This is a genomic window from Rhodoferax sp. P2_H8_2, from assembly GCF_056403235.1.
In genome coordinates, this window is the sequence record NZ_JBFUFW010000005.1 from 16,587 (window position 1) to 29,461 (window position 12,875).

14 protein-coding genes are annotated in these 12,875 nt (G+C 60.1%); 10 read left to right on the plus strand and 4 right to left on the minus strand.

The window, feature by feature from the left end; genetic code table 11:
* Nucleotides 1–22 precede the first annotated feature (22 nt).
* Both AC1DV6_RS10520 and AC1DV6_RS10525 read right to left on the minus strand, forming a co-directional pair.
* Complete coding sequence (locus AC1DV6_RS10520) at nt 23–187, minus strand: hypothetical protein (protein ID WP_477977416.1); 165 nt, start codon at nt 185–187, stop codon at nt 23–25.
* A 63-nt stretch (nt 188–250) separates the two neighbouring features.
* On the minus strand, nt 251–655 hold the full coding sequence (locus AC1DV6_RS10525) for an MAPEG family protein (RefSeq protein WP_477977417.1): 405 nt from the start codon (nt 653–655) through the stop codon (nt 251–253).
* A gap of 200 nt (nt 656–855) precedes the next feature.
* Here AC1DV6_RS10525 and AC1DV6_RS10530 point away from each other — a divergent pair, with 200 nt between their 5' ends.
* The 10 genes from AC1DV6_RS10530 to AC1DV6_RS10575 all read left to right on the plus strand — a co-directional run bounded on the left by AC1DV6_RS10530 (nt 856) and on the right by AC1DV6_RS10575 (nt 9,546).
* The gene (locus AC1DV6_RS10530) at nt 856–1,605 is read left to right on the plus strand and encodes an electron transfer flavoprotein subunit beta/FixA family protein (protein WP_477977418.1); all 750 of its coding nucleotides are present in this window, start codon (nt 856–858) and stop codon (nt 1,603–1,605) included.
* Nucleotides 1,606–2,538 carry an electron transfer flavoprotein subunit alpha/FixB family protein gene (locus tag AC1DV6_RS10535; RefSeq protein WP_477977419.1) on the plus strand — a complete coding sequence of 311 codons (933 nt, stop codon included), beginning with the start codon at nt 1,606–1,608 and terminating at the stop codon, nt 2,536–2,538.
* Nucleotides 2,539–2,598: 60 nt separating this feature from the next.
* On the plus strand, nt 2,599–4,389 hold the full coding sequence (locus tag AC1DV6_RS10540) for an acyl-CoA dehydrogenase (protein WP_477977420.1): 1,791 nt from the start codon (nt 2,599–2,601) through the stop codon (nt 4,387–4,389).
* Nucleotides 4,390–4,492: 103 nt separating this feature from the next.
* A complete protein-coding gene (locus AC1DV6_RS10545; protein ID WP_477977421.1) occupies nt 4,493–5,449 on the plus strand; it encodes an NAD(P)H-dependent flavin oxidoreductase in 957 nt (318 codons plus the stop codon).
* 43 nt (nt 5,450–5,492) lie between these two features.
* Complete coding sequence (locus AC1DV6_RS10550; protein WP_477977422.1) at nt 5,493–6,356, plus strand: hypothetical protein; 864 nt, start codon at nt 5,493–5,495, stop codon at nt 6,354–6,356.
* A 189-nt stretch (nt 6,357–6,545) separates the two neighbouring features.
* Nucleotides 6,546–7,196 (plus strand): DUF998 domain-containing protein, encoded by a 651-nt coding sequence (locus AC1DV6_RS10555; protein ID WP_477977423.1) that lies wholly within the window; start codon nt 6,546–6,548, stop codon nt 7,194–7,196.
* 18 nt (nt 7,197–7,214) lie between these two features.
* The gene (locus AC1DV6_RS10560) at nt 7,215–7,694 is read left to right on the plus strand and encodes a GNAT family N-acetyltransferase (protein ID WP_477977424.1); all 480 of its coding nucleotides are present in this window, start codon (nt 7,215–7,217) and stop codon (nt 7,692–7,694) included.
* Between the two features lie 46 nt (nt 7,695–7,740).
* On the plus strand, nt 7,741–8,394 hold the full coding sequence (locus AC1DV6_RS10565) for a dihydrofolate reductase family protein (protein WP_477977425.1): 654 nt from the start codon (nt 7,741–7,743) through the stop codon (nt 8,392–8,394).
* Between the two features lie 57 nt (nt 8,395–8,451).
* Nucleotides 8,452–8,877: a hypothetical protein gene (locus tag AC1DV6_RS10570; protein WP_477977426.1), complete on the plus strand. Its 426-nt coding sequence runs from the start codon at nt 8,452–8,454 to the stop codon at nt 8,875–8,877.
* 18 nt (nt 8,878–8,895) lie between these two features.
* Nucleotides 8,896–9,546: a lysostaphin resistance A-like protein gene (locus tag AC1DV6_RS10575; RefSeq protein ID WP_477977427.1), complete on the plus strand. Its 651-nt coding sequence runs from the start codon at nt 8,896–8,898 to the stop codon at nt 9,544–9,546.
* A gap of 106 nt (nt 9,547–9,652) precedes the next feature.
* On the opposite strand, the gene AC1DV6_RS10580 is transcribed toward AC1DV6_RS10575, so the two are convergent.
* Nucleotides 9,653–12,037 carry a DUF1631 family protein gene (locus tag AC1DV6_RS10580; RefSeq protein ID WP_477977428.1) on the minus strand — a complete coding sequence of 795 codons (2,385 nt, stop codon included), beginning with the start codon at nt 12,035–12,037 and terminating at the stop codon, nt 9,653–9,655.
* Between the two features lie 169 nt (nt 12,038–12,206).
* Entirely contained in the window at nt 12,207–12,875 is a 669-nt protein-coding gene (locus AC1DV6_RS10585) for a glutathione S-transferase (protein ID WP_477977429.1), read from the minus strand.

Sequence of the window (12,875 nt, forward strand, 5' to 3'; positions counted from 1 at the left end):
CATGGCGGGGCGAGAACACCAATTACTTGGTGTGGCGCTTGCCAGGGTTCTTCTTGCTGCGGGTGGCGACGCCACGCTCCAGGCTGATGCGCTGGCCGCGGCCACCGGTGGCCAAGTAGAAGCCGTTTGGCGGCACGGGACGGGGAGAGGCCTTGCGGTCTGCTTCGGTAACGATCTTGTTGCCCATTTGAGTTTTCCTGAAAGATTGGAGAATTGACCCGTTATTTTAAACGATGGCCGAAAGCCCTATTTATCGGGCCAATAACACCAGCATCCAGACCATCAGTGCGAGCTGCACGCTCCAGAAGCTGGCCCGCACAAAAACATTCAGTTTGCCCACTCCAGACAGATGCGCCAGGACCTGGCCGACACGGGCGTACAGCACCCATACCGCGAAGGGTGCCAGCAGTTCCAGCTTTTGCAGCACTGCCGCGGCGAGCACGATAGTGGCAAATACGGGCAGGTTTTCCACGCAATTGGCGTGTGCGTCCTCCAGGCGCTTGACCAGCGACGCGTCATCGGTGGGCTTGTTGCCGCGGGGCCAGTGGTTGATGGGCGTCCCACGCAGGAAGCGGTAGCCGCGGTAGAGAAAAACGCCTGCGACCAGCAAAAGGGTCAAGGTAACAAATCCCAGCAAGGCCTGGATGGCGGTCATGGTGTCTCCTTCGTTTTATGAATAGAGAAAAGCATACACGTCCGCCGCTATAATCTTAAAAAAGCACGATCGTTCTATTTTCTGCAAACCATGGCGCAAGTCGCCGATTTGCAGGCTCCGTGAGAGCGGCAACATAGAATGACCGGCTTACGTGCACGTCAAGTCACGAGATCGATTTATTACTCTATTGGAGCGACAGCATGAAAGTCCTGGTACCCGTCAAACGCGTGGTGGACTACAACGTCAAAGTCCGAGTCAAGTCGGATGGCACCGGTGTAGATATCGCCAACGTCAAAATGAGCATGAACCCCTTTGACGAGATCGCCATCGAAGAAGCCGTGCGCCTGAAGGAAAAAGGAGTGGTCACCGAGGTGATCGCCGTCTCCTGCGGAGTGGCCCAGTGCCAGGAAACCCTGCGTACCGCAATGGCCATCGGCGCCGACCGCGCGATCCTGGTCGAGACCACCGAAGAACTGCAGCCGCTGGCCGTCGCCAAGCTGCTTAAGGCGCTGTTCGACAAGGAACAGCCCGGCCTGGTGATCCTGGGCAAGCAAGCGATTGACGACGACTGTAACCAGACCGGCCAGATGCTGGCCGCATTGACCGATCTGCCGCAAGCTACGTTCGCCTCCAAGGTGGAAGTCGCTGACGGCAAAGCCAACGTGACCCGTGAAGTGGACGGCGGCCTGGAAACTTTGTCGGTGACATTGCCCGCCATCATCACGACCGATCTGCGGCTGAACGAGCCACGCTATGTGACCTTGCCCAACATCATGAAGGCCAAGAAGAAGCAGCTCGACATCTTCAAGCCCGAAGACCTCGGCATCGATGTTGCTCCGCGCATCAAGACCCTCAAGGTGTCTGAACCTCCAAAACGCAGCGCCGGTATCAAGGTGCCCGATGTGGCCACGCTGGTCGCCAAACTCAAGACCGAAGCGAAGGTGATCTAAATGACCGCACTGGTAATTGCCGAACACGACAACGCATCCATCAAGGGTGCCACCCTCAACACTGTGACCGCCGCTGCACAAGCCGGTGGTGATGTGCACGTGCTGGTCGCTGGCCACAACGCGGGCGCCGCTGCCGCCGCTGCCGCGCAAATCGCCGGTGTGTCCAAGGTCATCCACATTGACGAAGCAGGCCTGGCCCATGGCCTGGCAGAGAACGTGGCCGCCCAAGTGCTGGCCATCGCTTCCAACTACAGCCACCTGGTTTTCCCCGCCACCGCTTCCGGCAAGAACATCGCTCCGCGCGTGGCTGCCAAGCTGGATGTGGGCCAGCTGTCTGATGTGACCAAGGTCATCAGCGCCGACACATTTGAGCGCCCGATTTACGCGGGCAACGCGATTGCTACTGTGCAAAGCGCCTGCGCCACCAAGGTGCTGACCGTGCGTACGACTGGCTTTGACCCGGCTGCTGCCACTGGCGGCTCTGCTGCTATTGAAACTGCTGCGGCCGTGGCTGCCAACACCAAGGTGAGCTTCGTTGGCTCCGAGATCGCCAAGAACGATCGTCCCGAATTGACCGCTGCCAAGATCATCGTGTCCGGTGGCCGTGCATTGGGTTCCAGCGAGAAGTTCATGGAAGTCATGTCCCCGCTGGCCGACAAGCTGGGTGCGGCCCTGGGCGCATCGCGCGCTGCGGTGGACGCGGGCTACGCGCCCAACGACTGGCAAGTGGGCCAGACCGGCAAGATCGTCGCGCCCCAGTTGTATGTCGCTTGCGGTATCAGCGGCGCGATCCAGCATTTGGCCGGTATGAAGGACAGCAAGGTCATTGTGGCGATCAACAAGGACGAAGAAGCACCGATCTTCTCGGTGGCCGATTACGGCCTGGTGGCTGACCTGTTCGTGGCAGTGCCCGAACTGATCGCGGCTCTCTAAGCCGCCATCGACAAGGGGCACCCGTGGGTGCCCTTTTTTTTGCACTTTCTGGAGTTACTTATGAGTTACGTCGCCCCCGTCAAAGACATGCTGTTCAACATCGAGCACCTGGCCAACATTGCAGAAATCGCCAAGATCCCTGGTTTTGAAGATGCAGGTCTGGATACTGCGCAAGCGGTGCTGGAAGAAGCGGCCAAGTTCAACGAAGGCGTGCTCGATCCTTTGAACCGCGAAGGCGACATCAATCCCTCCAGTTGGAAAGATGGCGTGGTGACGGCGACCAAGGGTTTCAAGGAAGCCTTCAAGCAGTTCGCAGAAGGCGGCTGGCAAGGGCTGCAACACCCGGTCGACTTTGGCGGCCAGGGTTTGCCCAAGACCATAGGCGCGGCCTGTGGCGAGATGCAGAACTCGGCCAACATGAGCTTCGCGCTGTGCCCCTTGCTCTCTGACGGCGCGATTGAAGCGCTGCTGACGGCAGGCTCTGACGAACTCAAAGCCACGTACCTGGAAAACCTGGTCAGCGGCAAGTGGACCGGCACGATGAACCTGACTGAGCCGCAGGCCGGCAGTGACTTGGCCGCCGTGCGCAGCCGCGCAGAGCCGCAGCCTGATGGCACCTACAAGGTGTTTGGCACCAAGATCTTCATCACCTGGGGTGAGCACGATATGGCCGAGAACATCGTCCATCTGGTGCTGGCCCGCGTCACTGGCGCGCCTGAGGGCGTCAAGGGCATCAGCCTGTTTGTCGTGCCCAAGTTCATGGTGAACAAGGACGGATCACTTGGCGCGCGCAACGACGTGCACTGCGTTTCCATCGAACACAAGATGGGCATCAAGGCCAGCCCGACGGCCGTGCTGCAGTACGGCGACCACGGTGGCGCTGTTGGTTACATCGTCGGCCAGGAAAACCGCGGCCTGGAGTACATGTTCATCATGATGAACGCAGCACGCTACGGCGTGGGCGTGCAGGGCATTGCGATTGCCGAACGCGCCTACCAAAAGGCCGTGACCTTTTCGCGCGAGCGCGTGCAGAGTCGCCCGGTCGATGGCTCCATGTCGCAGGCTGCGCCCATCATTCACCATCCCGATGTGCGCCGCATGCTGATGACCATGCGCGCCTATGTCGAAGGCTGCCGCGCGCTGTCTAGCGTCGCTGCATCCGCGTACGACGCTGCACACAACCACCCGGACGCGCAGGTGCGCAAAGACAACCAGACGTTCTACGAATTCATGGTTCCTTTGGTCAAGGGCTTTAGCACAGAGATGAGCCTGGAAGTCACCTCGCTGGCAGTGCAGGTGCACGGCGGTATGGGCTTTATCGAAGAAACCGGCGTGGCGCAGTATTACCGCGACGCCAAGATTCTGACGATCTACGAAGGCACGACGGCCATTCAAGCGAACGACCTGGTGGGCCGCAAGACCTCGCGTGACGGTGGCGCTACTGGCAAAGCTTTGGCGGCACAAATCGAAGCCACGGAAGCGGAGTTGACCAAGAACGGCAGCGCCGACGCGTTGGCGATGGCGAAGCGCCTGAAGGCCGCACGCGAAGCGTTTGTCGACGTGGTGAACTTCGTCGCTGGCAATACGAAGGCCAGCCCGAACGCCGTGTTTGCAGGCAGCGTGCCGTACTTGATGTTGGCGGGCAATGTGATGGCAGGCTGGCAGATGGCGCGCTCGCTGTTGGTGGCGCAGGAGCAATTGGCCGCTGGCAATGACGCAGCGTTCATGCAGGCGAAGATCACGACTGCGCGCTTCTACGCAGACCACATCCTGAGCAAAGCCGCTGGCATTCGCGACAGCATTGTGGATGGCGCAGACAGCGTGACGGCGATGGCGCTGGAGTCGTTCTGATCTCCCGCCTCTCTCCAGTTCGCTATTGAATTCGTAGCTGCTTACGCACATTCTGCGGGCGCTACAGGCCTTTTTATTAAAAATTTTCCTCTCAGGAGACCGCATGTCCAGACTCCCCGGTGCACTCGCCCATCTGCCCTTCCCTGTGATCGGTTCGCCGCTGTTCATCATCAGCAACCCCAAGCTTGTGATCGCGCAGTGCATCGCTGGTGTGGTCGGCTCCATGCCGGCGCTCAACGCGCGCCCAGCCGAGCAACTGGAAGAGTGGTTGATTGAAATCACCGAGACCCTGGCCGCATACAACAAAGCCAACCCCGACAAGCCCGCCGCGCCGTTTGCGATCAACCAGATCGTGCACAAGAGCAATGACCGGCTGGAACACGACATGGCCATGTGCGTGAAGTACAAGGTGCCAATCATCATTACCAGCTTGGGCGCGCGCGAAGAGATCAATGCCGCAGCCCACAGCTACGGTGGCGTGGTGCTGCACGACGTCATCAACAACAAGCACGCGCACAAGGCGATAGAAAAGGGCGCCGACGGCCTGATCGCAGTGGCTGCAGGCGCCGGTGGTCATGCGGGTACCAAGAGCCCATTTGCGCTAATCCAGGAAATCCGCCAGTGGTTTGATGGCCCCATCGCTTTGAGCGGTGCCATTTCCACCGGTGACGCAGTGTTGTCGGCCTTGGCAATGGGCGCCGACTTCGCCTACATCGGCTCCGCCTTCATCGCCACCGAAGAAGCGCGCGCTGTGGACGGCTACAAGCAGGCGATTGTGGACAGCGACTCCGACGAGATTGTCTACAGCAACCTGTTCACTGGCGTCCACGGCAACTACCTGGCCCCCAGCATCCGCGCCGCGGGCCTGGACCCGGCAGCCCTGCCCGAGAGCGACCCCAGCAAGATGAACTTCGGCGGCAGCTCCGCCAAGGCCTGGAAAGAAATCTGGGGCTGCGGCCAAGGCATCGGTGCGATCACCAAGGTGCAGCCGACGGCAGACTATGTGGCGCAGTTGAAGCGCGAATACGCGGCGGCAAGGGCGCGCTTGCAATTGGCGTAGTCCTCCGTTGGAGAGTGTGGCCAGCCACAACACGTCGGGCTGCGTGATCAGACTTGTCCTCCTGTTGGTTTTTCTGCCTCTCATTGCGTCATGCACAGAGGAGGTGCCGGAAGCACGTCCGCCTGCGGATGTCGGATTGCTGGCAACGGATATCCACCTCTCGGTCGCGCAACACACTTTGGTTTTTCCATTCATTGCGCTGGACGACTACGCCTCCCGCAGGCAGTCGTTTTCCCTGGATCGAAAACGCGACACAGAAAACGCGCAGGTCGCGTTGAATCAGTTGCTGCAAGATTCGGCGGACCCTGAAAAGCCATTGGTGCAGGAGAGTATCTCTGTAGCTATACGGACGTACGGCTGGAATGACGGAAGTGCGGGCCAACGACAGCTTTGCCCCCTGCTAACCCGCGAGTGGGCGCGATCTGTATGCGACAACCCTTGGGCCGCTATCCAGCAAGCGTTTCCTAGCAATCGATTGCGGCTGGTGGACCTGAGCCGCTTGCGGGTCGATGATCCGCGCAGCCCTGCCAATTGCCGCGACGATGGCACACCACGCCAACCCTTGCCGACAAGAGCAGGCGAGGCGGTGATGGTCTGTACCGCGATGGTCTTTGGGGGCCGCGACGATCAGTACCACAGCGCCGTCGTCAAGATCGACGGGGATCTCGGTGCCTTGTGGACGGTCTGGCGATATGGGCAAAACGAGGAGACCGCCGAAGCGATGACTGAGCGCGAAGGAAAGGCGATCGTTGCTTTTGTGCGCTACGCGCTGGGAGCGCGCGAGAATTTTGCACAACTCCATGCGGACGTGTGTCGGCTACGTCGGCCGGGCTCTTCTGACCATCCGCACGGTGCAGACTGTGGGCGCGCTGCGCATTCTTCCCAGTCCAATCAATCACTGAAATGATGGTTATGAAAACGCTTCAATGATCCCGTGTCCGCCAATGCGGAAAAAACGGATCCCGTAAAGCCAAGTTTTCTCGGGGCTCAGGCTATATTGCAAGCAGTGAATGTGTTCACGAACCTGATTCATCAGGAAGCCCGTGTGCTGCGGTGCATTGCGCTCCAATCTGCAAGCCATCTTCAGGAGGATTTCATGCCCAGCTTCTCTCAGCAAGCTGTAAGACTCAGCGTGCTCGCAGCCCTGGGGTACGCCATCGTGATGTTGCTCATGGTCGTTGTAGCAGGGGCGCTCACGCCCGGTTACAGCCATATATCCCAGTTCATCAGCGAATTGGGTGCGCGCGGTTCGCCACAGGAGTGGTGGGTTCGCCTGGCCGGGTTCCTGCCCTCGGGCATTCTGCTGCTGGCCTTCTGCTGGTTTGCCTATGCCGCGCTCCCGCGATCTTCTGCCACCGCATGGGGTCTGGTCGGCCTTGCCGTGTATGCGGCCGGTTACCTCGTCGCCGTCGCGTTTCCCTGCGACCTCGGTTGCCGTCCGGATACGCCCAGTATTTCACAGCGCATCCACAACGCCGGTGGAATGCTCGGCTACCTTCTTGCGCCAGCATTCCTGCTGGCACTCGCGCGGGAAGCCCGCACATGGCCCGGCGCCGGTCGCTTGCCCGCAGTCGGGTATACGGCCGCGGGGCTCGCCCTGGTCGGCCTGCTCACTCTCTCGCCGGCTTCAGCTGCCGCCGGTCTGAGCCAACGCTTGCTGGAGTTTGCGGTACTCGCTTGGGTGGTGTGCTGCGGCAAGTACCTGGCCACGCAGGGTGCGCGTGGGCCCGTTAATGCCAACATTTGACCTGACCAAAAGCACCTTATGACCATGCTTACGCTGATGAATCCCAATGCCTTCGCTGCTTATCGCGAGGCACTGGCCAGGGCTTACGCTGACGACAACGTCGCATCAGGGCGCTGGCCGGAGGAGGGCGCGCTTCAGCGCTCGTACCAAGACTTGGATGAATCCCTCCCCCAAGGACTCGCCACGCCAGATCACTATGTCTATGAAATTAGAGACGACACCTCGGGAGCTGTCGTTGGAGTTATCTGGTTTGCTGTCGTGGTCAAGAACGGGCTCAAGTCCGCATTCGTCTACGACATCGAGATCAAAGCAGAATTTCGGCGGCAAGGCCATGCGCGTGCGGCGTTCATCGCGTTAGAGCCGCTGGTCAGGAAACTCGGGCTGTCGAGCATAGGGCTCCATGTCTTTGGGCACAATCCTGGCGCACAAGCCCTGTACAACTCTCTGGGGTACGGAGTAACCGGCGTCAACATGCGCAAGTCGCTCGACAACGCCTGAACCTTTCACTGAGAGGGGCAGGCATCCATTGAAAGAAAGGCACGACATGACACGAGTTCGCGTTGAGAGCTTCACCATCTCGCTCGATGGATACGCAGCGGGTCCGAATCAAGACTTCAGCAATCCGCTTGACATCGGCGGGACGGATCTGCACCAGTGGTTACTCCCGACACACACGTTCCAGCGAACCTTGTTCGGGAACGATGGTGGTACGAGCGGGGTGGACGATGACTTCGCCGCGCGGGGCTTCCAGAATGTCGGCGCCTGGATTCTCGGCAGAAACATGTTCAGCCCCGATCGTGGGCCTTGGCCCGACATGAATTGGAAGGGCTGGTGGGGGGAGAACCCGCCGTACCACGTTCCCACTTTCATCCTGACGCACCACGCGCGGGAGCCCATTGAGATGGAAGGCGGAACGACATTCCACTTCGTCACCGGCGGGATTCACGAGGCGCTGCAGCGGGCTCGCGACGCGGCCCAGGGCAAGGACGTGCGCATCGGCGGTGGGGCCTACACGATTCAGCAATACCTTCGCGCAGGCCTGATCGATGAGATGCACTTCGCCATCTCGCCGGTCCTGCTTGGCTCTGGTGAGCGGCTGTTCGAGGGGGTTGATGTGCGCGCTCTGGGATACGAATGCGTGCAGTCCGTAGCATCCGAGAAGGCCACCCATGTCGTTCTTCGGCGCCAAGGGAGCTGAACCACTATGTACTCTACGACACTACCTCTGAGAACTGCGCGCCAGACAGCGTTGGCCTTGGCCCTCCTGCTCGCTTCTTCGCTGGCGAGCGCGGATCGGTTTGCAAAGATCGTCGAAGAAGGCGGTGAGCCAACGACCACTGCGGGCGGCTATCTCGTCAACCAGAAACGGGTTGCGGTGCAAAAGGAACTGGCGCAGCGGCCGCCAACGGCCGATGAGCTTGGCGTGAAGCTTCCTCCGGGGGCCAAGCTGCAACTGGAGCAAACCGCACGGCAGATTGCCCAGTACCACCCCGTGTGGCGTATCTATGATTACCGCGTTGAGATGCCACGCGCAGACTTCATCGCGTTCTTTGAGAAGCAGGGTTTGACCTTCGACAAATCGGCCAACAACCTCAAGTTCGGAAATGCGGGCGAAGACTTTGTTGATGGACTCTTCGGGGACTCTATCAAGAGTTTCCGAATCTGGCGTAAACCGCAATAAACCGCAGCGCGCCGCACAGTGACGACAATCCCGACCAACAAGCTGCACTACGCACTGCTATCGCCCGTCCTGCTCGTCGCAGTCTGCGCGCTGATGCAAGTGCTTGCAGGGCAGGTGATTGGCGTATGGGCGTGGGTGCCGACCATGCTGTGCTTCTGGTTCATGATCGCCTGGCTGCTGCGCAAGTTTTCCGGACTTGCCGCCGCGCTGGACAGATTCCGGCCCGCCACTGGCGCGTTCTTCTGGTCTGCGCTTGCGGTGCTTGCTGGGCTTCTTTCACTGCATGGTTTTCTAAACCATTGGACCTTACTGACCAGCCCGACGCTGATCATCGCCTGGCTGGCGTTTGCGTTGATCAACCCCTGGTTTGAGGAGTCGTATTGGCGTGGCCTGCTGATGGACGCCAGCGCATCTTGGGGCACGCTGGCCAGCCTGCTCTATTCATCCGTCTGGTTTGCCGCGAGCCATCCGCTGATTTGGGGAATCCATTCTGTGCCCCTGCGCAAGATAGAGGCGGTTGGCGCTCTGTTTTTCGTAGGGCTGATCTGGGGGCTGGCCTACCAACGCACGCGCAGTTTGCGCTGGTGCGTTGCGGGGCATTTGCTGGCGAATCTGTTTGGCCTGGCGGCCCTGGTGCTTCTCAATCTGTATGACCCCACGGTCCGCTAGTTAAGAAACCTGCTTCCCCACTTGGAAACGCTGCTGATTCCAGGAAAATAGGGCTGGGATGCCCGTAGAACGTGCGTAAGCAGCTATAAAAATAGTAGCGACCGACTTACACCGCGAGTTCGATGTCGACTTCGTTGCTGCCGCCCAGCAGCTTGTCGATGGCGCGCGACACAATAGGTGCCTGATCCAGCCCGCGCAGTGTGCCCAGGCGCAGCATGTTGGCGACTTCGCGCTCTGATCGGACAAAGGCTTCAAAGCCATCACGGTTGGTGAACAGAAAACGGGTGCGCATAGGGCTGACCCAACTGAGCTTGCAGCGGTATTGCACGCCACCGGACTCCGAGAATTCAAACCAGGTTCCGCGCGCCAGTTCATGGGCCGCGTCGTCGTAGCCATCGATCTGCCCCGCAAGCTTGTTGGCAATACGCTGGTCCAGCGCCTGCATGGCTTCTGCGCTGGCCGTGTCTTCGAGTGCAGCAGCCTTGGAGTCCTGTGGTTCGGCTTGGGCCTTCATGCGGATCGCCAGCATGTGCGTGCCGATGAGGCGGCGTGTGAAGACAGCGCGGTCGTTGCCATCCCATTTGATCTCGTCCAGGCCACTGTTGAGCGTGCGGATCAGATCCGGCAACACCGCTACCAGTTGGCGCCGGTCATCCGAGCTGGTCTTGGGCTGCGTGCTCCAGATCAGACGGTCCATGGTTTCCACCGCGGCGGTCCAGCCTTCCGGCTTGGCGTCGTGCTCCAGCCAGGCGTTGGCCACGACTTCGCGCCACTGGGCGGTCAAAAACGGTGCGAGAAATGGTGCCAGCTTGTGTTCGGTCGAATGCACCTTGATGCGCTCATGGACGATGTCATCCGCATGGGCGCGCGCTGCGGCGAGTGCCTCCTGGTCGCGTTCCTTCTCGGCGACCGGCTCCACATTCTTGTCTGCCTGCTGTTCCGACTCGAACAGGAATTCGGTGAACTCCAGCAGCAGGTCTGAAAACAGCGCCAGGTCTTCTTCAAACTCGTTGAGCACGCGTTGTACGGTGCGCTCAATGCGGACGTATAGCGGATCGTTCTCGCCCTTCTCGGGTACCCAGCCGACCGAAGCGGACGCCAGCGTATCCACCAGCTTGCGCGCTGGGTGGTCGCCGGACTGGAAGAAGTCGCGGTCCATCATGGCCGCTTTGAGCACCGGGATTTGCAGGCGCCCGATGACCACTTTCATTTGCGGGGGGATGGAACGGTCAGAGAACACGAAGTCAAACACTTCGGCCAGCGCGTCGACGGTCCCGCGGTCCAGCTCGGGCGCGCTCTTGATCGCATCCTGCTCGCGCATATGGCGCAGCACGTTGTGCTCGGTCGGGTCCCGGCCTTCGACGTAGTGGTAATGCGGTGCGTCCTGACCATCTGACTGCATGTTGTGCAGATAGGCCATCAGCTGCGGATCGGCGGGAGCTTGTGGCGCCTCGTACAGCGCGGCCTGCATGCCATCGCCCTGGTCTGCCGAGGCGTCGCCACTGCCTCCTGCGCCTTCGCCTCCACGGCTTTGCTGTCCTATGCCCAACTTCTGTAAAAACGCGCGTGCCTGGGACGCAATGCTGCGGCCCATGGGCGCTATCGAGGCCCAGGCGGACGAAGTACCGCCTTGTTCCTGCCCCTGGGAGGGGTGCCCGCCTGATCTGCCGCCCTGTGGAGAGCCCGAACCTTGTGCAGGCCCTTGCCCTCCACCGGTTCCCGCGCCATTTCCTGCTGCAGGTCCGTCGCCGTCAGCCGATAGACCGGCAAAGCCGGAGGCTGCGCCATTCGGCGTCTTCTTGATGCGCAAGGTGTTGTCTACCTGCACACCGGCCTGGTCAAGCATGCTGATCAGGTCGGCATACAACGGCTTGAGGTCTATGGTTTGTTCGGGCACCAGGGTTTGCACCAGATCTTCGGTTGCCTGGTCATCAAACTTGCCGTCATCCCATGCGTTCATGATCGCCTTCAGGAAGACGATAGGGCGAAACGGATTGATCGATAGCGAACTGGAGTGCACACCCAGCAGCGCCGCCAGCCGTTGCGACAGGGGCGTGAGGCTGGGTTCGTACACGGTATTGAACGGCATCGCCACACGGTCGAGCAGCAGGATGCGGTGCACTTCATCCACATCGATCAGGCTCAGCGACATGCCATCGAGTTCGTCCAGACTGGCGGGCCGCGTATGGGTTTCCGGCGCCATGGCAGCCATGGTCGCAGAGATCTCCTCGTCCATGCACTTCTGCAGGGCTTTTGCGAAGCAGGCCAGGAACGGGCCGACCTGGCGATCCAACAGAATGGCAGCAGAACGCAGGTTCTGGCCTTGCGCGAGCGTGACTTTGCTATCGGCTACATCCAACAGATGCTCACGCACGCGCTTGACCATCGCAGTCGCGTTGTCGCCGAAATAGCGGTTGGTTTTTGCGACCATGGCCTGAATCAGGCGCTGGGTGAGAGCGCCTGAATGGCGGCTACTGGCCGCAGAGGTCATGGGTGATGGTTCGTACATGAATGGCGAATACAGCGGGGCGCAGTTGGGGGCACATGCAAATCGTGCATTCTTGCGAGACGAGAAATGTCAATGATCGCATAGCTCCCCTCTGCATTTGAGACAAAAAAGTCACATCCCGCCGTGAAATTGGTAACCGTGTCACAGAATCTCACAAATTGTTACCAGTTCCCGCCGGGTAGTGCTCCTTTGATGAATCGGGTACCCAAGGTCTGTACTTGTGCATGGCTGTGGCGAACAGGTCGGAAGCTTCAAATGCGGCGAGCCACATTTGAAGATGGCGCCACGGTTGGGCTGCAAACCATGTGGAGTCCGTGTGTGCGAATTGCCGCACAAACGGCGCAATCGCTGCATCGGCCATACCGAAAGACGCGCCGTGCAAAAACGGCTGGTGGCTGAGCGTTGTGTCCAGTTGCATCAGAAACGCAGCGGCTTGATCGCGGCTTTCCGGGCCATCAACCAGTTGGTAGCGGTTGGGGTATTTGTAACGGTCCAGGTGGCGTTTGAACGGCCCATCACATTCGGCAATACGGTCTATCGTGTTGTCGCTACCCGATAGCCAACCGTGAGGATCATGGCGTTGCAGTGCCCAGCGCATGATGTCTAGGCTTTCGTCAATGACGGTGCCATCCGGCAATGCCAGCACTGGCACTGTTGCTTTGGCGGAGGCGTGCAGCAGTGCGGCAGGTTTGTCGCGCAGCACCACCTCCCGAAGTTCGCAAACCTGATCGCTAACCGCTATGGCCAGCCGTGCTCGCATCGCATACGGGCAACGCCGAAACGAATAGAGGATGGGCAATGGCGCGGGAGGAGCCGACAC